This window comes from Paenibacillus algorifonticola, from assembly GCF_000971975.1.
Lineage (GTDB): Bacteria > Bacillota > Bacilli > Paenibacillales > Paenibacillaceae > Pristimantibacillus > Pristimantibacillus algorifonticola.
In genome coordinates this window covers 34,874-56,504 of the sequence record NZ_LAQO01000038.1, presented here as the reverse complement: position 1 = coordinate 56,504, position 21,631 = coordinate 34,874, and the positions used below count along the sequence as shown (strand labels likewise).

At 51.4% G+C, this 21,631-nt stretch carries 17 protein-coding genes and 2 pseudogenes; 16 read left to right on the top strand and 3 right to left on the bottom strand.

Annotation, left to right across the window (positions count from 1 at the left end; genetic code table 11):
* The first annotated feature begins 2 nt into the window (after window positions 1–2).
* The 13 genes and pseudogenes from WH37_RS28175 to WH37_RS28115 all read left to right on the top strand — a co-directional run bounded on the left by WH37_RS28175 (window position 3) and on the right by WH37_RS28115 (window position 13,704).
* Window positions 3–836, top strand: a complete 834-nt coding sequence (locus WH37_RS28175; protein WP_046233989.1) for a carbohydrate ABC transporter permease — start codon at window positions 3–5, stop codon at window positions 834–836.
* Window positions 837–891: 55 nt separating this feature from the next.
* Window positions 892–2,415 (top strand): glycoside hydrolase family 43 protein, encoded by a 1,524-nt coding sequence (locus tag WH37_RS28170; protein ID WP_046233988.1) that lies wholly within the window; start codon window positions 892–894, stop codon window positions 2,413–2,415.
* Between the two features lie 356 nt (window positions 2,416–2,771).
* Entirely contained in the window at window positions 2,772–3,590 is an 819-nt protein-coding gene (locus WH37_RS28165) for a helix-turn-helix domain-containing protein (protein WP_046233987.1), read from the top strand.
* Window positions 3,580–4,074 (top strand): hypothetical protein, encoded by a 495-nt coding sequence (locus tag WH37_RS28160; RefSeq protein WP_156182402.1) that lies wholly within the window; start codon window positions 3,580–3,582, stop codon window positions 4,072–4,074. The genes WH37_RS28165 and WH37_RS28160 overlap by 11 nt, the downstream gene beginning before the upstream one ends.
* A 206-nt stretch (window positions 4,075–4,280) precedes the next feature.
* Window positions 4,281–4,965 (top strand): annotated as a pseudogene (locus tag WH37_RS28155) (ABC transporter ATP-binding protein).
* Window positions 4,966–5,052: 87 nt separating this feature from the next.
* Window positions 5,053–5,274 carry a hypothetical protein gene (locus WH37_RS28150; RefSeq protein ID WP_046233985.1) on the top strand — a complete coding sequence of 74 codons (222 nt, stop codon included), beginning with the start codon at window positions 5,053–5,055 and terminating at the stop codon, window positions 5,272–5,274.
* Window positions 5,275–5,553: 279 nt separating this feature from the next.
* Window positions 5,554–6,945, top strand: a complete 1,392-nt coding sequence (locus tag WH37_RS28145) for an aspartate aminotransferase family protein (RefSeq protein ID WP_046234007.1) — start codon at window positions 5,554–5,556, stop codon at window positions 6,943–6,945.
* Window positions 6,926–8,206, top strand: coding sequence for a M20 family metallo-hydrolase (locus WH37_RS28140; RefSeq protein WP_046233984.1), 1,281 nt, complete (start codon window positions 6,926–6,928; stop codon window positions 8,204–8,206). The genes WH37_RS28145 and WH37_RS28140 overlap by 20 nt, the downstream gene beginning before the upstream one ends.
* Window positions 8,207–8,217: 11 nt before the next feature.
* Complete coding sequence (locus WH37_RS28135) at window positions 8,218–9,099, top strand: nitrilase-related carbon-nitrogen hydrolase (RefSeq protein WP_046234006.1); 882 nt, start codon at window positions 8,218–8,220, stop codon at window positions 9,097–9,099.
* Between the two features lie 66 nt (window positions 9,100–9,165).
* Window positions 9,166–10,524, top strand: a complete 1,359-nt coding sequence (locus tag WH37_RS28130) for an NAD(P)-dependent oxidoreductase (protein WP_046233983.1) — start codon at window positions 9,166–9,168, stop codon at window positions 10,522–10,524.
* 96 nt (window positions 10,525–10,620) lie between these two features.
* Window positions 10,621–11,922 (top strand): NAD-dependent dihydropyrimidine dehydrogenase subunit PreA, encoded by a 1,302-nt coding sequence (gene preA / locus WH37_RS28125; RefSeq protein WP_046233982.1) that lies wholly within the window; start codon window positions 10,621–10,623, stop codon window positions 11,920–11,922.
* 3 nt (window positions 11,923–11,925) lie between these two features.
* The gene (hydA, locus tag WH37_RS28120) at window positions 11,926–13,350 is read left to right on the top strand and encodes a dihydropyrimidinase (protein ID WP_046233981.1); all 1,425 of its coding nucleotides are present in this window, start codon (window positions 11,926–11,928) and stop codon (window positions 13,348–13,350) included.
* Between the two features lie 63 nt (window positions 13,351–13,413).
* Window positions 13,414–13,704, top strand: a complete 291-nt coding sequence (locus tag WH37_RS28115) for a hypothetical protein (RefSeq protein WP_052737268.1) — start codon at window positions 13,414–13,416, stop codon at window positions 13,702–13,704.
* Here WH37_RS28115 and WH37_RS28110 read toward each other — a convergent pair.
* Entirely contained in the window at window positions 13,701–15,323 is a 1,623-nt protein-coding gene (locus WH37_RS28110) for a PucR family transcriptional regulator (protein ID WP_231594401.1), read from the bottom strand. The genes WH37_RS28115 and WH37_RS28110 overlap by 4 nt on opposite strands.
* A gap of 92 nt (window positions 15,324–15,415) precedes the next feature.
* Here WH37_RS28110 and WH37_RS36720 point away from each other — a divergent pair, with 92 nt between their 5' ends.
* Window positions 15,416–15,682 (top strand): hypothetical protein, encoded by a 267-nt coding sequence (locus WH37_RS36720; protein ID WP_046233980.1) that lies wholly within the window; start codon window positions 15,416–15,418, stop codon window positions 15,680–15,682.
* A 33-nt stretch (window positions 15,683–15,715) separates the two neighbouring features.
* On the opposite strand, the gene WH37_RS28100 is transcribed toward WH37_RS36720, so the two are convergent.
* The gene (locus WH37_RS28100; RefSeq protein ID WP_082111043.1) at window positions 15,716–18,562 is read right to left on the bottom strand and encodes an S-layer homology domain-containing protein; all 2,847 of its coding nucleotides are present in this window, start codon (window positions 18,560–18,562) and stop codon (window positions 15,716–15,718) included.
* Between the two features lie 369 nt (window positions 18,563–18,931).
* Here WH37_RS28100 and WH37_RS28095 point away from each other — a divergent pair, with 369 nt between their 5' ends.
* On the top strand, window positions 18,932–20,569 hold the full coding sequence (locus WH37_RS28095) for an alkaline phosphatase (protein WP_046233978.1): 1,638 nt from the start codon (window positions 18,932–18,934) through the stop codon (window positions 20,567–20,569).
* Between the two features lie 99 nt (window positions 20,570–20,668).
* On the opposite strand, the gene WH37_RS28090 is transcribed toward WH37_RS28095, so the two are convergent.
* On the bottom strand, window positions 20,669–21,208 hold the full coding sequence (locus WH37_RS28090; protein WP_046233977.1) for a hypothetical protein: 540 nt from the start codon (window positions 21,206–21,208) through the stop codon (window positions 20,669–20,671).
* Window positions 21,209–21,361: 153 nt separating this feature from the next.
* Here WH37_RS28090 and WH37_RS37665 point away from each other — a divergent pair.
* Window positions 21,362–21,631: pseudogene (locus tag WH37_RS37665) on the top strand (DUF3885 domain-containing protein); the annotation flags it as partial.

Here is a 21,631-nt window from a genome sequence, read left to right as displayed (position 1 = left end):
CTATGCGAAATAAGACGGGACGTTCCATCGTTTATGTGTTGCTGCTGCTGTTTGTCGGCTTCTCAGTTTTCCCTTTTTATTGGATGAGCGTCATTTCTACCCGTACAGCTGGCGAAATTTCGGCGATACCACCGAAGGTGTTTTATGGCAGTCGTCTGGCCGAAAATTTCGATAAGATTTTCAATAATGAAAATGTCGATTTTCTGCGGACGATGGGAAATACGGCCATTATTGCGATCAGCATCACGGTATCGATGCTGCTGCTCAGCTCGCTGGCCGGCTTCGCTTTTGCCCGGCTGAATTTTACGGGAAAAGGTTTTATGCTGCTGTTTGTACTCGGGACACTGATGATTCCGGCGCAGCTCGGCATTATCCCGCAATATTTGATTATTACGAAGCTTCAATGGCTGAATGATTATCGAGCGGTGATAGTGCCGGGCATGGTGAGCGCCTTCGGGGTGTTTTTCATGCGGCAGTATATCGAGGCTTCCGTTCCGAACGAGCTGGTGGAGGCGGGGCGAATCGATGGCTGCCGAAACCTGCAGCTGTATGCCTTGATAGCTGTGCCGACGATTGCTCCTGCTTATGCGACCCTTGGCATTCTGACCTTTATGGGCGCGTGGAATGACTATTTATGGCCGTCGATTGTGATGAAATCGAATGAGATGCTGACGGTGCAGGTCGCACTGCTGCGATTGGATACGTCGTCTTATTTTCAAGATAAATCGCTTGTTATGGCGGCTTCGGTTATGGCTACACTGCCGTTGTTTCTAATTTTCCTGTTCTTTAACCGCCAATTTATTGCGGGCGTGACCGATGGAGCGGTGAAGGGCTGACAATCGTACGTACAGCGAGGGCGAGGCATTATTTTGTGAAGGGAAGAGTAAAATTATGGCCTATCAGAACCCGGTCTTAAGCGGCTTTTATCCTGATCCCAGCGTGTGCAGGGTGGGGGAGGACTATTATTTGGCGACAAGCTCCTTTGAATATTTTCCCGGTGTGCCGCTGTTTCACAGCCGTGATCTGATCCATTGGAAGCAGATTGCCCATGTGCTGACGCGCCCCAGCCAGCTGCCGCTGGAGAGGGCGAACAGCTCGGAAGGGATATTCGCACCGACGCTGCGGCATCATGATGGGATTTTTTATATGGCTACAACGAATCGGTCGCTAAATGCGAATTTCTACGTATGGACGGATGATCCGGCTGGTGAGTGGTCGGACCCGATTGTCGTCGATATGGACGGCTATGATCCGTCATTGTTTTTTGATGACGATGGGCGGGTGTATTTTACCGCCTGCCGGCCGCATCCCGAAGCGGAAATTATTCAATGTGAAATTGATATTCGGACAGGGGCGCGAATTTCCGAGGTCCGATCGATTTGGCAGGGAACGGGAGGCGCCTATCCCGAGGGACCGCATATATATCGCATCGGCGGCAAGATTTATTTGATTATCGCTGAAGGAGGAACGGAGAATGGTCATATGGTGACTGTGGCGAGAAGCGACAATCCGTGGGGGCCTTATGAAAGCTGTCCTTATAACCCGATTTTGACGCATCGCAGCAGGTTTTCTCCGATTCATGCCACCGGACATGCCGATTTGCTGCAAGCTCACGACGGCAGCTGGTGGGCGGTGTTTCTAGGAACGAGACCGGTGCCGTATCCTTTCCGGACGCATCTGGGTCGAGAGACGTTTCTTGCGCCAGTTAGCTGGACGGAAGCAGGCTGGCCGCTCATTGGCGACAAAGGGCAGGTCGCGCTGGAGATGCATGGCCGGGCGCTGCCGCACGTAAAGTGGGAGGAGGCTGGGGAGCGTGATCATTTCGACCAGCCGGAGCTTGGGCTGGAGTGGAATTTCCTGCGCAACCCGCGCAAGGAGGATTGGTCGCTTGCCGAGCATTCCGGCTTCCTGACGCTTCGGGGTTCGGAGATTACGCTGGATGATGCCGATTCGCCAGCCTTTATCGGCAGGCGGCAGCAGCATTTCCATTGCTCGGTGCAGACGGCGCTGCATTTCGCACCGCAGCAGGATAGGGAAGAGGCGGGATTAACGGTGTTCATGAATGAACGGTTTCATTATGAGGTCGCCGTGACGCGGGATGAGGGACAAAAAGGGATTATTTTTCGCAGGCGGATCGGTACGTTGTGGAAAGTAGAGGCGTTCGTCGAGCTAATCTCCGATGAGGTGGTGGTGGAGCTAGGAGTAGAAGCTGATCCGCATCAGTATATGTTCACTTATAAGCTGCCAGACGATGAGGCTCAGACAATCGGGATCGGGGAATGCTGTCTTCTTGCACCGGAGGTTGCGGGAGATTTTACAGGTGTCTATTTCGGTTTGTATGCGACGGGGAATGGCAGGCGCAGCGCTGCTCCTGCGCTGTTCGACTGGTTTGATTATGTGGCAGGGGAAAGCTAGTAGGCTTGTTTCGCTTGAGTCGGCTACGCCAATGACTGTGTCGTTTTTTAAGAAGCATCGTTCAACCGCATTTGTTGCGGTTTGAACGATGCTTCTTTCTTGTCGGATGGGGAGTCTTCTTGTTATTTGTTCGAGTTGAAGAGGAGAACGTCCAATTAAGTTGTAGAGAGATAGTTTGCTCTAGCGTTTAAAGGGTGAATATGAAGGGCTCTAGCGGAAATTTATCATACGCTAAGTATGGTAGCTTTCATAATGGACAAAATGCTAACATAAATTAGTTTTAAATTGGTTTTAATTTAGTTTCAGTTTAATTGCAATTTGTAATTTGAAAACTTATAATGGGAGTTGAACAAACGATGTTATTTAAAGAGGTGAAACTAATGTCAAGTGTAATGGATCGGCGTACAATGATGGGGATTTTTGAACTGTGGGAAAAGCTGAGTAACGAGCCAGAGGATAATTATGTAGAAATTCAGGTTGGAGTATTAAAATCGATGATGGAAGTCATCAAGGATTATCAAACTATAACTCAAGTAAGCTTGGAAACGGACCCTCTCCATACTGCTGCTGCCACTATTGATTTGCTTGTAAATAAAAGGGTAGACCAGATTTATCGCCCTCAAATAACCCGAAGCTATTCAGTAGGAGAGGGGTCACATATATCTATTATAGAAAAAAGCGGTTCTGATGAATCCATCGCTCAGTCGATTGGTCGTGTAAGCAGGGGGGGCATCGATTCGAAAGTACAGATTGCTTATACAGTTAATCCACTATCGCAGCATACATTTTACAAGACGGCTCAGCTAGCTGAGGTATTTAATGTTTCTGTAACAGCAATTAATAAATGGATAAAAGAAGGGCGTTTTCTCGATTACAAAAGGCCTCAGGCCGGCATTCATGCACGTATTCCAGCAGATGGGAGATTTTTAAAGTCGGATGGTTCTATCGTGTACCTACAGCAGTTGGTGAAACAGTATAACGGTAAGAAACGAACTTTTGCAGATGACGAAGAGCGTCTGGAATTGATGGAGCAAATTCATCAACTGCAACAAAAATATGGCAAGTTATCCTGTGAAGATACATTTAGTGACCGTCCTCTGACACCAGCAGAAGAAAGTGATAAATCATGGTGGACCTTCTATGAGAGAAAGTTGGAGGAACTGAATGATGGCTAGTTATGGACATTGGGCAACGAATAAGGATGAAAAAATGACTGCTACAGATTTTGACTATATAGCCATCCAGTTTGCCGATATGATCTCAGGAGAAATTAAATCTGGAAATAGTGAAGGTCAAGAAAAAGGGTCCCAAATAAGGAAAACGATTCGCCTGCAAAATGGAATGGGCGTTATAGAAGCTAGTGAATTTGTCAATATTCGAACCAATACTATTGATAAATTTGAATATAATTGGCAGTATCTCCCGGATAGGCAGTGGAAGTTTCATTTCGATACGTTCCATCCCAAGAAGTATTGGACCGAAACTATTCATTATCACCAACATGATGAGCCAACGCCTAATAAGTCAGAGCATGAAAGAATAGCCAATTTTAGATTGCGTGACATTATTCATATTTTAGAATCCATTCAACTCATCCAACGCTATCGGGACGAATGGCAGGTTTGGAGAGTGGAAGAACTTAAGAAGCGCGAAGCATGACAATAGTAGGTTGCATAGTGAAAATTGGAACGACTTTGTTAGGTCTTCGCACATTTTTTAGAGTGCGGAGCTTTTTTAAATTGTATATCAAACAAATTGTCAAATTAAATGGCTGGAATATGTAACACTATGTCTAATGTAATTAAAACTGAGTGTTATATAATATTACACAAAGATAGCGTTGATTGAAGATAAGGAGGGATGGCATGGACACTCCGAAGGAAAATCAACCAGTAGAAATTAGCATCGATGATATATCCATGTATTTTGGCAGTGGGGAACGCAAGGTGGCTGCGCTGCAAAATGTAAGCTTTGACGTCCGAAACGGCGAATTCATCTCGCTCCTCGGCCCAGCCGGCTGCGGCAAATCGACGCTTCTGTCTAATGGCCGATTTAATGCAGCCTACCTCGGGACAAATTACGATTGGCAATCAGCATCCCCGCGAGGCGCGCCTGCGCCGCAAATTCGGCATTGTTTTTCAAAGCGCTACGCTGTTTGAATGGCGCACGGTCAAGGACAATATTGAGCTGTCGATGGAAATAATGGGACTTAAAAAGTCTGAATATTCTGAAATAACAAAGCATTTGCTGGAGCTTGTCGGCCTTCCCAAATTTCAAAACCACTATCCGTGGCAGCTCAGCGGAGGCATGCAGCAGCGGGTTGCGCTTGCTCGGGCCTTGTCGCTTGATCCTCCCTTGCTGCTGATGGATGAGCCCTTCTCTGCACTTGATGAATTTACGAAGGAGCGCTGCAGCTTGATTTGCTTGATATTAAAAGACAAACGAATAAAACGGTCGTCTTTGTCACCCACAGCATTTCTGAAGCGGTGTATTTATCCGATCGCATCGTCATTTTATCGGCCCATCCGGGACGTGTTCACTCCATTGTGAAGGTTGAGCGGGAGGAAGGAAGCTTTGCGCATGCTCGCAGATCCGATTAGTTTCATGCGATGACCGATTTGGTACGGAGCTGCTTCCATGAGGAGATATCTGCATCTGGTACTGCATGCGGCTGTGCAGTATTGGCCGGTTTTAGCCGAGCAGGGTGCCATCACATTCGGCAATTCACTTCTGGGCTTCGCCATTGGCTCCTCGGTCGGTTTCCTTCTCGCGGTGCTGATGAGCTTATCCCGTACGCTTGCGCATACGCTGTCGCCGTATATGATTGCCTCGCAAATGGTACCTATTGCGGACGGTTGATATTTCGCTTAAATATGCGCTGATTAAGAAGGCGCCAGATTTAACGGTGGCTGTGGATAAGACGATTTTAGAGGATGCGGCTAAGCCATAAGCGCAGCGGGACTTTGAGACTGCGAGACTGTGGGATAACAGGGCCTCTTAGGCTCGTGCATAAATGGATGTTGCAGGGCATAGACAACATAAATGGCAGATCGAGCACATAGACGGCAGTCGGCGGGAAGGGTGAAGAAGCTGATGGATATTCACGAAGCAATGGATGAAGAAGCCAAGCATGCAGCCATGCAAGCAGATGAGCTGAAGGAAGCGCTGCTGGAAAAGGATCGAGCGTACCTGTGGCATCATATTACACCTCACAATGATCATCCGATGATTGTCGCGTCAGGGGAGGGCAGCTGGATTACGGATATGGACGGCAATCGCTATTTGGACGGCATGTCAGGCCTATGGTGCGTCAATGTGGGACACGGGCGAAAGGAAATTGCCGAGGCGGCTGCCGTGCAAATGACGACACTTGCCTATTCGCCGCTCATTCAATCCCATGTCCCTGGCATTGAGCTGGCGGCGAAGCTCAATGATTGGCTGGAGGGGGAATATCGGATATTCTTCTCCAATTCCGGCTCTGATGCAAATGAGGTTGCGTTCAAAATCGCCCGCCAAGCTTTTCATCAACGTGGAAAAGCGACCAAGCACAAGTTCATTTCGCGCCACCGCGCTTATCACGGCAACTCAATGGGGGCGCTAGGCGCAACGGGGCAGGCGCAGCGCAAGCTAAAATACGAGCCGCTTGGGGTCGGCTTCTCCCACGTGCCGCCGCCCTATTGCTACCGCTGCCCATTCGGCCAGACGAGTGGAGCCTGCGAGCTGCAATGCGCCCAGGCCTATGAGGACGCGATCATCTGGGAAGGGTCAGATTCGGTCGCTGGCATTATCGTCGAGCCGGTCATTACAGGGGGCGGCATGCTTGTTCCGCCGGACAGCTACCTGCCGAAGCTGCGCGAGATTTGTGACAAGCATGATGTGCTGCTCATCGTCGATGAGGTCATCTGCGGCTTTGGCCGATCGGGGCAAAAATTTGGCCATCATAATTTTGGTGTAAGGCCTGATATCGTCACGATGGCGAAGGGGCTGACGAGTGCGTATTCGCCTTTATCCGCAACCGCTGTATCCGCCGAGCTGTATGAAAGCTTCAAGGAATCGGGGCCGGACAGCCACTTTCGCCATGTTAATACTTTTGGCGGCAATCCGGTGTCCTGTGCCGTTGCCCTGAAAAACCTTGAGATTATTGAGCGTGAAGGGTTAGTTGAGCGCTCTGCTCTCATTGGCAGGCGAATGCGCAGCCGCATGAAGCCGCTGCTCCGGCATCCGAATGTAGGAGAAATCAGGTGCTTCGGCTCCGCCATCGGCATCGAGCTGGTTGAGGATAAGGAGACGAAGCATCCTGCGTCTGCCACGTTGGTTGCGGGCATCATCGCGGATTGCAAGGCGCGAGGGCTGCTTATTGGCAAAAACGGGGATACCGTCCCGGGTTTTATGAATATTTTGACACTCAGTCCGCCGCTTTCTTCGACGGATGAAGATATCGCTTTTATAATCGATACGCTGCTGGCAGTTTTCGGAGCCGCTGGCGGAACGTCAGAGGAGGGGATGCAGCATGAAGCCGCTTCAGGCTAAGGAGAATAAGCATCACATTCAGGCAGAGCGGCTTCATCAGCGGATTATGGCGCTAGCGGCAATCGGCAGGATCGGCACGACAGGCGTATGCCGCCTCGCATTATCCCCAGAGGACCGCGCAGGAGTGGAGCTCGTAAAGGGCTGGATGGAGGAAGCTGGCATGACGGCGCGGATCGATCCTTTTGGCAATTTGATCGGTGTGTACAAGGGACGGGATAAGCAGGCACCTGTGCTTATGCTGGGCTCACATATTGATTCTCAGCCTTATGGAGGCCGATTCGACGGCGTCATTGGCGTTCTCGGCGCGATTGAAGCAGTGCAGACGATGGCGGAGCGCGGCATTATGTCAGAGATGGATATAGAGGTCGTCGCCTTTTGCGATGAAGAGGGCTGCCGCTTCAATAAAGGGCTGTTCGGCGCAAGGGGAATGACTGGAAAGCTGGAGGAAGGGGAGCTTGCGCGGGCGGATAAAAACGGTGTAACCCGGCGGGAAGCGCTGCTGCAATTCGGCTGTGATCCAGCAGAATATGACAGCTATTCCTTTGAGGCGGGAAGAATCAGAGCTTTTCTGGAGCTTCATATTGAACAGGGGCCTGTGTTGGAAGCGAAAAATGAACCAATCGGCATCGTCAGCGGCATTTCCGGCCCCGTCTGGTGGACGGTCGAAATGACCGGCTTTGCCGGGCACGCCGGCTCCGTCCCAATGGCGATGCGCCAAGATGCGATGGTCGGCTGCGCCAAGGTTATCGTCGCGCTGGATGAGCTGGCGCGGCGAGAGCCGGCTGCGCCAACGGTCGGCACCGTCGGCTCGGTCGCTGTTTTCCCGGATTCGCGCAACATTATACCGGAGAAGGTCAGCTTTACTGTTGATTTCAGAGACATTGAGCTGGAGCGGAGAAACAAGCTGGAGCAGGAGCTGCGAGGCATTATCGAGCAGGTTAGCCTGGAGCATGGGCTCGCGTATACGATCCGCGAGGATACGAACAGCGAGCCGAGATATTGCGCGGACTGGCTAAAAACGATTTTGCACCGCGAGGCTGCGGGTATGGGGCTTGCGCCGCCAGAGCTGATGAGCGGGCCATTCCATGATTCGCTCACGATGTCTTACGTGTGCGATTACAGCATGATTTTTGTACGCTGCGAGGAAGGCATTAGCCATAATCCGCGAGAATATGCAGCGCCGGAGGATATTGCGCTTGGAGCGGAGCTGCTGTACCGCGCGGCTGTGCAGATTGCTAGGGGAAGGAGTGAGGCAGGATGAGCGAAAATGGGATGAGCAAGGTGTCGATTGCGTTAATACAAGCGGCGAATGCACTGCATGGCAGCGAGTCTGTCGAAGCGCATAAGGCGGCTGCTATTGAGAAGCATATCGGCATGATCAGGAAAGCCGCTGCTGAAGGTGCGCAGATTGTATCGCTTCAGGAAATTTTTTATGGCCCCTATTTTTGCGCGGAGCAGCAGACAAAGTGGTATGCCGCTGCTGAGGAAATTCCGAACGGGCCGACGACGCGGCTTTTTCAGGAGCTGGCAAAGGAATGCGGCATCGTCATCATTTTGCCGATTTACGAGCGGGAGGGCATCGCCACCTATTACAACACCGCTGCGGTTATTGATGCGGATGGCGCTTATCTTGGCAAATACCGCAAGCATCATATTCCTCATGTCGCCGCGGGCGGCGGAGGGAGCGGGTTTTGGGAAAAGTTTTATTTTAAACCGGGCAATCTGGGCTACCCTGTCTTTGATACGGCATACGCCAAGATTGGCGTGTATATATGCTACGACCGCCATTTCCCAGAAGGGGCACGGGCACTTGGGCTGAATGGAGCGGAAATCGTGTTTAATCCATCAGCGACGGTAGCGGGAACGTCGGAGTATTTGTGGAAGTTGGAGCAGCCGGCCCATGCGGTGGCAAATGGCTATTATGTTGCGGCGATCAACCGCGTGGGAATAGAGGAGCCTTGGAACATGGGCGAGTTTTATGGGCAATCGTATTTGGTCAATCCGCGCGGAGCGATTACGGCTATCGGCAGTCGGGATAAGGAAGAAATCGTCATGGGCGTGCTGGATAAGGAGCTGATTCGCGAGGTCCGCGAGGTGTGGCAGTTTTACCGCGACCGCCGCCCAGAGACGTATGACAATCTCGTCAGTTTGTGAGTGAAAACGGATAACGAGTCATTTTCAAAACAAGTAGGCGATTAAAAAATAGGAGGAGAAGCAGCTATGGGCATCGCCTTTATATCGGAACAAACGCTCCGGCGCAATTTTGCCGAGGTGAAGGCAGGCATGAAACGCAAGGAGGCGGTCGATGAATCGAATCGCTGTCTGTATTGCTATGACGCGCCGTGTATGACGGCCTGCCCTACAGGCATCAATATCCCTTCTTTTATAAAAAAGATCGCTTCCGGCAATTTGAAAGGCTCCGCCAGAACGATTATGGATGCAAACCCGGTCGGGGCGACCTGCTCGCGCGTATGCCCAACCGAGGAGCTGTGCGAGGGCGCATGCGTGCTGAATCATTCCTCCACGCCGATTCGGATTGGCGATTTGCAGCGCTACGCCACGGACTGGGCGATTCATAATGAGCAGATGCTGTTCTCTGCCGGGCAGAGCAATGGCAAGCGCGTCGCGATTATCGGCGGCGGGCCGGCAGGGCTGTCTGCGGCAAGAGAGCTGGCGCGATTCGGCTTTGCTGTAACCGTGTTTGAGGCGAAGGAGCAGGCGGGCGGCCTAGATACGTATGGTATCGTCTCCTTCAGGCTGCCGCAGGAAGTTTCGCTCTGGGAAGTCGAGCAAGTACGGCAGCTAGGCGTAGACATTCGGACGAATGCGAAGGTCGGAGCAGATGTGAGCATAGAGCAGCTGCGCCGCGAATATGATGCCATCGTGCTGGCGATTGGCATGTCGAAGGTGCCGTCGCTCGGCATTGAAGGCGAAACGCTGGACGGCGTATTCGACGCCATTGATTTTGTAGAGTCGACGAAAACAGCTGTGCGCACCGATATAGCGGGCAAACGTGTCGCCGTTATCGGCGCGGGCAACACGGCGATCGACGCGGCGACCTGCTCGGTACGTCTCGGAGCCATGAATGTGAAAATCGTCTATCGCCGCAGTGCCGCCGAAATGACGGCTTATGCGTTCGAATATGATTTCGCCAAGCAGGACGGCGTTGAATTTCAATGGCTGACGGCACCAGCCCGCATTATCGGGAATGCCAAGGGACATGTGACGGCGCTGGAATGCATCATGATGGAGCTGGAGAAAACAGAGGAAGGGCGGGCCCGCCCAGTACCGATTCCCAGATCGACGTTCAAGCTGGAAGTGGACGCTGTTATTCTAGCCATTGGACAAACGCGCCATCTTCCACTAATCGAGCAGCTTGGCATCGCGCATAAGCGCGGCATTGTGACGGTGGACGAAAGCAGCTATCAGACGTCCGATCCGCAAATTTTTGCCGCTGGGGACGTTGTTTTTGGTGAGGGCCAAGGAGAGGCGATGGTCGTCTCGGCCGCCCAGCAGGGCAAGAAGGCAGCTTATGCCATTTATAAGCAGCTGATCAAGCTGCAGGAGGAATCGGCATAAGCAGGCAAGCAGCGGGATCAAGAATTGATGCCACGCTGCGATAAACGCAGTTGTGCAAATACGCATCTTATCGATGGCTAAAGGAGGGGAACGACAATGGCTGATTTGCGCATCAATCTGGCGGGTATTGCATCTCCAAATCCTTTCTGGCTGGCATCTGCGCCGCCTACCAATACCGGCTATCAGGTGCAGCGCGCATTCGAGGCGGGCTGGGGCGGCGCAGTCTGGAAGACGCTGGGCGATCCTATTATTAATACGTCCTCGCGCTTTGCCGCCGTGCATTTTAATGGGCAGCGGGTTGCGGGCTTCAACAATATTGAGCTCATAACGGATCGTCCGCTGGAGGTCAACTTAAAGGAAATCTATGAGACAAAAAAGAGATTCCCGAATCATGCCGTCATCGCTTCGCTAATGGTCGAGCCAAGCCGTGAGAAATGGCATGAAATCGTCAAACAGGTCGAGGCGGTCGGCGTGGACGGCCTTGAGTTGAACTTTGGCTGTCCGCATGGCATGGCGGAGCGCGGCATGGGCGCAGCCTCCGGACAGCAGCCGGATTTAGTCGAAGCGCAAACGATGTGGGCGAAGGAGGCAGCGCAGACGCCGGTTATCGTCAAGCTGACGCCAAACATTACCGATATTACAGCGACGGCAAAGGCGGCGACTAGGGGCGGCGCAGATGCGATCTCCTTAATTAACACAATTAACTCGCTCGCTGGCGTTGATCTGGATTCTTGGCTGACGATTCCGCATGTGGGCGGGAAGGGCGCGCATGGCGGCTATTGCGGCCCTGCCGTGAAGCCGATTGCGCTGAATATGGTCGCGGAATGTGCCCGTAATCCGCAGGTGAATATTCCGATCTCGGGAATCGGCGGCATTTCCAATTGGCGCGATGCGGTCGAATTTATGCTGATGGGCGCAACGGGCGTTCAAGTATGCACGGCAGCGATGCATCATGGCTTCAGCATTGTCGAGGATATGATCGACGGCTTGAACAATTACCTGGACGACAAGGGACTATCATCGGCGATGGAGCTGATCGGCAAATCGGTGTCCCGCTATTCGGACTGGGGCGATCTCGATCTGAATTACCAAGTCGTTGCCCGTATACATGAGGAAGAATGTATCGTATGCAACAAATGCCATATCGCCTGCGAGGACACCTCGCATCAATGTATTGAGCGGCATACGGACGAAGGCGGGCGTGCTTACTTGAAGGTAAGGGAAGAGGACTGCGTCGGCTGCAATTTGTGCTCGATCGTTTGTCCGGTTGAAGGAGCGATTTCGATGGTAGAGGTGCCGTCTTCCGCTATGCCGATGTCCTGGAACGAGCGTCAGGAGGCCATTGCGGGCATAGGCGGCGAAGGGAATGCCAAATCAAGTGCGAGAGAGGCGGTGTAGGGCATGGCGAAGCTGATTAAAAATGGGACGATCATAACCGCTGCGGACACGTATCAGGCAGATGTGCTGATTGAAGGAGGCATCATTCAGGCTATCGGGACGGGGCTTGAAGCTGCTGGTGCGGCTATTGGCGCGGAAATCATCGATGCGGCTGGAAAATATCTGTTTCCCGGAGGCATTGATCCGCATACGCATCTGGATATGCCGTTCGGCGGCACGGTGACAGCGGATAATTTTGAGACAGGGACGATTGCGGCTGCGTTTGGCGGAACGACGACGATTATTGATTTTTGCCTGACGGATAAAGGCAAGCCGCTCGCTGATTCGATTCAGAAGTGGCATGCCAAATCGGCTGGAAAGTCGGCAATCGACTATGGCTTTCATCTGATGATTGGCGAAATTAACGATGAGGTGCTGGCCGAGCTGCCTGATATCGTCCACACGGAAGGCATCACGTCGTTCAAGGTGTTTATGGCTTACAAAAATGTTTTCCAAGCCGACGACGGCACGCTCTACCGGACGATGCTGACCGCAAGCGAGCTGGGAGCAATGGTTATGGTCCATGCCGAAAATGGCGATGTCATCGACTATCTCATTGCCAAGGCATTGGCGGAAGGGCATACGGAGCCGATCTATCATGCGCTGACCCGCCCATCGATGCTGGAGGGAGAGGCGACTGGAAGAGCGGCAAAGCTTGCTGGCTTGACCGGAGCGAGGCTGTACGTCGTGCATGTCACCTGCGAGGAGGCGGTGAAAGCCATTGCTGAGGCGAGGGAGCAGGGCTTCGACGTCTGGGGCGAGACCTGTCCGCAATATTTGCTGCTCGACCAATCGTATTTGGAGCTGCCTGATTTTGAGGGAGCCAAGTACGTATGGTCGCCGCCGCTGCGCGAGGCTCGGCATCAGGATGTGTTGTGGAATGCGCTGCGAACCGGAGGGCTGCAAACGATCGGCTCGGACCAATGCTCCTTTAATTTCAATGGGCAAAAAGAGCTCGGGAAGGGCGATTTCAGCAAAATCCCGAACGGCGGACCGGTCATCGAAGACCGCTTCTCACTGCTCTATTCCGAAGGCGTGGCGAAAGGGAGATTGACGCTGAACCAGTTTGTGGACCTCGTTTCGACGCGCAGTGCAAAGCTGTTCGGGCTGTTCCCACGCAAGGGAACGATTGCGGTAGGGAGCGATGCCGACATCGTGATTTTTGACCCGGCGGCAGAGCGGGTTATTTCGGAAGCTACACATCATATGAATGTGGACTATAACCCGTTTGAAGGAACGGCTGTAACGGGAGCCCCGATCAGCGTGCTGTCTCGCGGCGAGTTCGTCATTCGTGACCTGAACTTCGTCGGACGAGCAGGCGCCGGACAATATGTGAAGCGCGCCCCCTATAAACAGCCCGTACAGGCGGAGCTGGCTACTGCTCCCTAAGCAGCGGTCAGCATAAGCAGCAAAAACAAATAGACGGCTCAATGATAGCGAGGAGGGATCGAAATGTCGGAATATCAGCAGGTTTTGGAGGAGAAGGCGAAGCTGGACGGCTACATGGGCAGGCAGTTTAAATTTATTCACATTGAAGAAAATTTGAGCGGAGCGACGGTAACGCTCCAGCACCCGGGAGGCGAAGCCGCAACGGTGCAGCTGCTTACCGCCGAAGCACGCAAATATTTAACCAATTTGCTGATCAGGCAGCTGGCACAGGCCCGGACATCGGCCACTGCATCATCCTCCAGCTCAAGCGCCGCGTCATCTGTGCCATCCTCGCCATCCGCTGCCCCCCATTAGCGGATGGCACCGCGCGTATATTCATAGGCGTTCACAGCGAGCTCAATGGCGAGCCGCTTATCGGCGCTCATAAAGTCTTCGCCCAGCAGCGCAATGATTTTATCCAAGCGGTGATAAAGCGTCTGCCGGGCGATGAACAGCTCGCGGGCCGTATCCTGCTTGGAGCCGGAGCGGATTAAATAGGTTTTCAGCGTGAGCAGCAGCTGGCCGTGTTTTTCCTTATCATAGGAGGCAAGCGGCTCAATGTATTCGCGGATCAGTTCATCCAGCATCCCGCATTTTTTCAGTGCGGAAATGATTTTGTACGTATGCAGCTCGTCGAAGAAAGGAGCCGGCAGCGGTCCGGCATCCCGCTGTATGGCAATCGTTTCTTTCGCGGTTGCATAGCTTTCCGCCGCTTGGTCGATCTGTGCGGCCAGCTTGCCAATGCCCCAAAGCCCGGAGAAGAGCGCTGGCTCCTGCTTCATCTCCGTCCTGCGCAGCCGCTCAACCGCTTGCAGCAGGCGCTCCTTCCACTTTTGGCGCTCCAGCTGATCGAGCAAAATAAACACCATTTGCCCTTGCAGCAGCAGCGGGAACAAATAAAAGCCCTCCCCCTCAAAAATCGCCCGCGCCACCCGATTGCGCTGCAGCATCAGCGATTCAAAATCCTTCGCTTCTGCATGCGAGGCTTTCAATTGAAACACGCATACCGCTAAGCTGCCGAGCTTGGCAGACGGTTTAATATGGCGAATATAATAGCTGATTTCGGTTAAGCCATGTTTGCCGGATAGCCAGTCGCCGAGCCAGAGATCGTCCTGGTAGCGGCGTTTTTCCTCGACATATTGAGTACGCATCATTTCCTGGGCTACCGCCGTCGCACAGCGATCCAGCGCAAGAATTTGAAATTCAGTCAGCTCCTGCTTCGCGTGAATGAGCAAATCGGCGAATAGACGGCCGAGCGCCACAATGGGACGATGGGCAAGCTGCAGGCTCAGCAGCGGGGAGGGGAACATTTCGTTGTAAATCCACCGCTCGTAAAATTTGTCTGCCTTCGCTTTCGTAATGGCGGGGACAAACTGGGCTTCCGCATTCAATGGAAAAAAAGCGACCTGTGCATCCGTTGTTTGCTGAAGCAGCTCCAGAAGGGGCCTCAGGCCCTTGCCGGACAAGAGCAGCTGTCCGAGCTGCTTGGACAACACTTCAAGCTCGGCTACCATTTTATGATGCTGATTAATGAAGTGGGCGTGCAGATCCTGGGTGATGTCAATGTAGCGAACTTGCTCGTGGAAGAGGAGAATGGGGAAATGCTCGCGTTTTGCCAGCTCCAGCATGCGTTCCGGTGGTCTGGCGGTATAAGTGACCAGCTCAATACAAAGCCCAGAAGCGCCTGAACGGAGCAATTGCTGCAGAAAAATCAGGCTTCGTTCTTCATCCTCCTGCCAGCCGATGCCTGTCGTCAAAATAAGCTCGCCGCCGCTTAAAAGCTGGCCAGCTTGAATGACCTCCATAATGTGGACCCATCTGACGGTACGGTTCAAGGCTTCTTCACTTGCAAGCACCTCGGCTTTTTGGAATAGCGGCCGTTGTAAAATATCGCGGATTGTCAGCTGCAGCAGCGTTTGTACGATAGCGTCCACCTCCTCATGTGAAGATGGTTGACACTATTATACAGGATAGCGCCTTGAAAATAGAAGCGGGCTATGAAAAAAGGTGAAGCTTCCCATCTAGTATGAGCGGCCCGCCTGCTTGGTTTTGCGAAAAAACCGATCAGGAAAGCGATAAACAGAATAAACATTTGTACGGGAGAGGCAACAATGCCCATAAAGTCGAATACGCCAGCCAGCAGCATAAACGTAAACCGAATGAGACGGGTGCTCAAGCTTTCATTGGCTGTGTATTATTTGTGGCTTTAGTTAGAAAAGCAAAAAAACAGCATGACCGATTCAGCGGTCATGCTGTTTTTTTGATGGTCGCCCAGCGGTTGCCTAAAGTTTAAGGCGATATCGCTGAGCTGTTTTTATACAACCTATTAAGGTGCTGTTTGTGGATCAGGCTGTTGTTCCGGTTGTTGTTCTTGTTCTTCTTCTTGCTCCTGCTCTTGTTCTTCAGAAGGTCTTTGGCCGTTGTCGACAATGGTCATGCCTCTTGCAGGATCCGTATTCGAGAACGCATTAACATCCGTGAAAGTAACTTGACCATCCGTGATTGTCATCGTGAATACGGTCCAATATCTTTCATTGCCTTTGTCCGTCGGCACCTCATACACTTTAATTGGTGTAACAGAAGAACCACGGTATACTTCAATTTTTGCACCGGAAGCCGAAATCGTGCTTGCTCCGGAGTAGTGATGCACATAGAAAGTATACGTGCCGTTTGTATCTTTGCGGATCGTTGTTGTCTCAGGTCCATATGACGATGTGTCATCTAGATCCAGATCAGCAATTTTGGAATTGTTATAATAATACCCTTTATCCGCATACCAAGTGTGGAAGAGTCCGCCTTGTGACGCTGGTCCAATTAGATGCGAGTCCAGATCGGCAGGGTCCTTGCCCCATGTTAAAACAATACGGGTTTCATTCTCGGATGGGATGCCGATTGCAGTCTGGTTTTCATTCTGGTTATTTACATTTACAGCCGATACTGCGGTCATATAGGTCGTTACATATGGCGTGCCTACGCCGCCCAACTCACCTGTGTAAATACCAGGAGCTAAATAAATGTAATATCTGCCGTTAGCATCGGTTACAGCTGTTCCAACAACATCCCCGTTGGTAGCACCAAGGCCTTTGCGGAACTCAATGGTCAGGTTAGCTACAGGATTGCGGGCCACATCAATAATTGTACCGCCGAAGCCCGTCAGCTTAACCGAGCCGCTTTGGCTGCCTGCAAACTTGGTTTTTGTTTCATTCGCTTCAACATGTACGTACAGCGTGGAGCCATAGCTTTGAACCGGATTAAAGGTGATTTTGCCATCCGCATATTGCAAGCCGCTCAGCTCATAAGCCGCACCGTTAAGTGTTGCAGAAATCGCGAAATCAGACAGGCTCACATCATCCACTTGCTGATCAAAAGAAACATTCACTGCCCCGTTCGTCACTTGTACAGCGGAAATCGTCGGGTAACCTTGCTCATACACAGCTACCGTTACAGGGACCTGTACATCGTACGTGCCATAGGTTGCTGTAATGTAGGTAGTGCCTTCGCTAACCGCTCTAACCTTGCCGTATACCACTTCGGCTACAGATGCATCTGCACTGCTCCAGCTGGAATGAGTCGTAATATCGATAGGGTTAGCTGTGTATTTCACACCTGTTGCAACGATTTGACGAGTTGCGCCAATAGCGGAAAGTTCAAAGCCTTGTGCAGGTGCCGCTGTGATGCTTGAAACCGCCGGATCAGCTTGCAGAACAGGCTGGCTTGGCAGTGAGCTGAAGTCCACGCCATCTACATTTACCAATGCCTCAGTAACCGTACCTTGTCCAAGGAAGGAAACGATCGCATTAAGTACTGCATTTGCAACGTTTGAGCCTTGTTCCAGGTGGAAAACGGTATTCAGTGCGCTTGCGAATACATCAAGCTGGCCGATAGATGCGTTCTCGCCAAGTGTAATGGCGGCTTGCTCAGCATAGACGGAAACCGAATTAAACACGCCGTTTAACGAAACTTGTGCATTATGTGGAACGCTGCTTGAGATATTGACGTCGCCAATTTGTCCAACGCCTGGCAATGTTTCAATAATAGCGCCAGAACGAAGCGTAACCTGCTGGACATCTGCTCCATTTTCCAATACGAGACGGATGCTTCCATCTTGCTTATCTACAATGACGGTTGCCAGAATGGAGTTTTGTACGTGAATACTGTTAGGACCGCCGCCATTAATGGTCGTCGATCCGCTAACCGTAACGTTCTGGAGCGTTACATCGCCATTGCCGATGCTTGTTTCCAAGTAAAGATTACCCGTAATCGTTGTGTTTTTAAGCGTAACATTGGCAGCGTAGATGCGCACATCGCCAGTAACCGCACCCAGCGTGTATTCACCTGCGAGCCTAATGTCTTTGCTCGTCGATCCGCCATTGTTCCCGCCGCCATTGCCGCTGCTGTCTGATGACTTCGGCGTGCTTGTCGGAGTCGGTGTAGCAGATGGCGTTGGAGTAGCAGATGGTGTAGCAGTTGCACCAAGCGAAGCTGCTGCTAGCTCATAGGACGTCTTGTTGAAGACGAATTCGTAGGCTAGACGAGCTAGCGCTTGACGATCTGCCACGCCCGAAGGATTGAAGCGAGTCGTACCGTCTGCATTGGCTACGCCTTTAATGAAGCCGATTTGATAGGCGAAGGAAACGTAGCTTTTCGCCCATGTCGACACGGTGGAGAGATCCGACAGCTTCTCATCCAGCGGCACCGCTTGAGCGGCTTGCTCCAAGCCGAAGGCACGAATGAAAAACACAGCGAGCTCTTCGCGTGTAACGGTTTTGTTCGGAGCGAACTGGTCGGCGGAAATGCCTTGCGTAATGCCGGATTTCACCAGTGCGCCAACATAGCCGCTATACCAGATTTTGCTGTCCACATCTTTGAAAGGTGCTGCGCTTGCAGCATCCTGCTCTTTGCCAAGTGCAAGCACAAGCACTTTAGCCAATTCGGCGCGTGTAATAGAGTTCGATGGCTTAAAGCTGCCATCTCCATAGCCGCCCAGAATGCCTTTTTCAACAAGAGCGGTTACTTCATCTTTGGCATAAGATTTCTCGATGTCTGTAAACGACACGGAGGAGGAGACTGCCTCTGCCCCAAAAGCGATGTAGTTCGTGGAAAAAATCGATAGGACCATTGCAAAAACAAGTGCGACAGAAATACGTTTGCTTGCCATGTTGCCAATCATCATAACTCTCTCCCTTATCTATTCTCTGTTTTCCAAACAATTGCATATTGTGCATAGGACCTAAAATAGTAAGACTATGTACTTAATCTAGCAGATGAAAAAAATAGGTCTTTTTGCTCAATAGTATAATACTACCATGGAAAATTATGTGGAGGGAAGATGTTTTATTGAATTTAGCAAAATATTTTGTTGAATAAAGCTGAATAAAGTAGAAATAACGCATGTATCAAAATGGGTTCAAGTTGCAAACCAATTTTGGGTAATAGTAGTAAATTTACAAATAATCAAAGTGATCTTTACATTCCCCTATCAATTCTCTTATAAACTAGTTGTGTTGAAGCATAATCCAATCTAGTTAATAGGAGGGTGTACATGTTAAAGAGGTTCCATGCTCGTGCAGCCAAGGTGGCACTTGCCGTAGCGACTATTGTGGCAGTAACAACTGTAGGGGGAAACAGCGGAGTGAGCGCAGAGGATGAGCAATCGCCAATCAAAAATGTCATCATTCTCATTCCTGACGGCATGGCAAATGATGCAACTGCGCTCGCCAGATGGTATAAAGGCTCTTCCTTAACGCTTGATCAAATGGCGAGCGGCATGGTCCGCACCCACTCGGCAGATGCGCCGATCGCTGATTCTGCACCTGCGGGCACTGCTTTTGCCACTGGACATAAATCGCATACGGGGTTTGTTGGCGTTTTGCCGGACAAGGCTACGATGCCAGGTCAAAAGGCTATCGCCCCGGGCGATGAGAGAAAACCTGTCGCTTCTGTTCTGGAAGCATCCAAGCTTGCTGGCAAGGCGACTGGCATTATCGCAACCTCAGAAATTATGCATGCGACTCCTGCTGACTTTACCGCCCATTATCCCGATCGTAAAAACTACGATGCCCTGAGCAAACAGCAGGTATATAATCAGGTCGATGTTGTATTAGGCGGCGGCAGCGATTATTTGGTTCCTTCCGGCCGCAGCGATGGCGAAAATTTGGTTTCTTCTATAAAAGCGCTCGGTTACGACTATGTGACGACGCCGGCGGCGATGAAGGCCTCCAAATCGGGCAAGCTGTGGGGCATGTTTGCACCGGCAGGTTTGTCCTATGATATGGACCGCGATCCAGCTAAGCAGCCAAGCCTCGCCGATATGACGCAAAAAGCGATCGACATTCTTTCCAAGGATAAAGACGGCTTTTTCCTCATGGTAGAGGGCAGCAAAGTGGATTGGGCAGCTCATGCCAATGATCCAATCGGTATTATCAGCGATGTGCTAGCCTTTGATAATGCGGTTAAAGTAGCGCTGGATTTTGCGAAAAAAGACAAGCAGACAGCCGTTGTTGCTGTTACTGACCATGGCAATGGCGGACTGACGATTGGCAACGCCGCGACGACAGGCAGCTACGATAAAGAGCCATTGTCCACCTTCATTGGTCCGCTGAAAAAAGCGAAGCTGACGGGGGAAGGCTTGGAAGCGAAGCTTGATGCGAAGAGGACGAACATTAAGTCCGTGCTTAAGCAGTATTATGGCATTTCGGATTTGACGATAGAGGAGATTGCCGCAATTAAGGCTGCGGAGCCGGGCAGAATGAATTATGCAGTAGGGCCGATGATCAGCAAGCGCGCAGGTATTGGCTGGACGACTGGCGGACATACGGGCGGAGATGTGGTGCTGTACACGTATGCTCCGAATAATGATAGACCGTTTGGCGTCATCGACAACACGGATATTGCGAAGTATATGGCACGCGTGCTTGATCTTGATCTGGATGCGGTTAGCAAGCAGCTGTTCGTGCCAGCGAAGCAGGCTTTTACCGCTAAAGGGGCGAAATACGAGCTTAACCTGAAGGATGCGAAAAATCCTGCAATCCTCGTGACGAAGGGCAGCCAGAAGCTGGAGCTGCAAATTTACAAAAACATCGCGGTGCTGAACGGGAAGAAATCGAGCCTTAACGGCGTTATCGTTTACAACGGAACCGATGCTTTCGTGCCACAGGATGCGGTTGATCTAATCAAATAAACCATTGATTGTGAAAATGGTGCAGATAGCAAGAGCCCGCATTTGCCGCGGGCTCTTCTTTTTTGCTGCTATGGCATGTCGTGCGGTGCGGTGGGCAGATTATTTTTCCTCGATGCTTGAAGCGTAAATTTCGCCTAGCCCGCGCAGAGTCAGGAGGACATGCTCCAGCAAGCCGGGAATATCCTCCATCTGCTCTTCGTTGATTTTGCGCTTGAACAGCAGCTTGATCTCGTTTTGATGTTCCGCCTGTCCCTCTGCGTAGACAAAGCTAAGCGTCTGCACAGGGGCGGGGTTTTCCGGCCAAAGCCGCTGGAATACGGCTTCAATTTGCGGACATTGCTGCTCGAAATCCTTCACCCTCATATGAAAAATCAAGCTCAGCTCGCATCCGGGCGTCTCTCCCGGCAGCTCCAGTAGCTCGGCAGCGAGCTCCTTCAAGGAGGCTTCGAGTCGCAGCTCGGCGGAGACAGCTTCCTGCCTTGTTAAGTGGAAGGCAAGGCTGAAAGCTCGTCCCATCACGGACATTTCCATCGTATCCTTGCGGCCCGTAATCTGAATCGTTTCGTCCAGAGTATCCAGGTCGTACAGCTGATTTTCAAAAGCAACCTTCAAATTGTCGAATACGGTTGGATCATACATCTTTTTTCCCTCGCAGTGGTCGAATTTTAAAGCTCGAATCGTTCGTATAGAGCTGTGTTTATTATACAACGGTTTTCTGGCAGAGGTGAAAAGGAGCGGTTATACTATTTTTAATGCAGTCAATCATCGCGATGATACAAAGATCCGGATGATTCGGATGATATTGTGACGGTGAGGTACTGTGCACGCGTGAAGCTTCAGGAATTGAACGCTAGTAATCTGCTAGAGGCGATTGCGAATCGTTCGCTTGGTCTTGAGCCTATTATTGATGGAGACATATATATAATTAATGACACGAACAAAACGATATTTCACCTTTATGATGACAGAGGGCTGGACATTGCAGCACCGTACTGCGTTCTCGAAATAGGGCAAGCGTGCACCAAGAAAAGGCCTGCCTGGAAACGCCAGAGCAGGCCTTAA

Bases quoted from the DNA above. Each gene is read 5' to 3' on its own strand.
- hydA (WP_046233981.1), top strand. From the start codon at position 11,926: ATGGCGAAGCTGATTAAAAATGGGACGATCATAACCGCTGCGGACACG.
- WH37_RS28175 (WP_046233989.1), top strand. From the start codon at position 3: ATGCGAAATAAGACGGGACGTTCCATCGTTTATGTGTTGCTGCTGCTG.
- WH37_RS28160 (WP_156182402.1), top strand. From the start codon at position 3,580: ATGATGGCTAGTTATGGACATTGGGCAACGAATAAGGATGAAAAAATG.
- WH37_RS28170 (WP_046233988.1), top strand. From the start codon at position 892: ATGGCCTATCAGAACCCGGTCTTAAGCGGCTTTTATCCTGATCCCAGC.
- WH37_RS28100 (WP_082111043.1), bottom strand. From the start codon at position 18,562: ATGATGATTGGCAACATGGCAAGCAAACGTATTTCTGTCGCACTTGTT.
- WH37_RS28090 (WP_046233977.1), bottom strand. From the start codon at position 21,208: ATGTATGATCCAACCGTATTCGACAATTTGAAGGTTGCTTTTGAAAAT.
- WH37_RS28095 (WP_046233978.1), top strand. From the start codon at position 18,932: ATGTTAAAGAGGTTCCATGCTCGTGCAGCCAAGGTGGCACTTGCCGTA.
- WH37_RS28135 (WP_046234006.1), top strand. From the start codon at position 8,218: ATGAGCAAGGTGTCGATTGCGTTAATACAAGCGGCGAATGCACTGCAT.
- WH37_RS28150 (WP_046233985.1), top strand. From the start codon at position 5,053: ATGAGGAGATATCTGCATCTGGTACTGCATGCGGCTGTGCAGTATTGG.
- preA (WP_046233982.1), top strand. From the start codon at position 10,621: ATGGCTGATTTGCGCATCAATCTGGCGGGTATTGCATCTCCAAATCCT.
- WH37_RS28115 (WP_052737268.1), top strand. From the start codon at position 13,414: ATGTCGGAATATCAGCAGGTTTTGGAGGAGAAGGCGAAGCTGGACGGC.
- WH37_RS28165 (WP_046233987.1), top strand. From the start codon at position 2,772: ATGTTATTTAAAGAGGTGAAACTAATGTCAAGTGTAATGGATCGGCGT.
- WH37_RS28140 (WP_046233984.1), top strand. From the start codon at position 6,926: ATGAAGCCGCTTCAGGCTAAGGAGAATAAGCATCACATTCAGGCAGAG.
- WH37_RS36720 (WP_046233980.1), top strand. From the start codon at position 15,416: ATGAGCGGCCCGCCTGCTTGGTTTTGCGAAAAAACCGATCAGGAAAGC.
- WH37_RS28145 (WP_046234007.1), top strand. From the start codon at position 5,554: ATGCAAGCAGATGAGCTGAAGGAAGCGCTGCTGGAAAAGGATCGAGCG.
- WH37_RS28130 (WP_046233983.1), top strand. From the start codon at position 9,166: ATGGGCATCGCCTTTATATCGGAACAAACGCTCCGGCGCAATTTTGCC.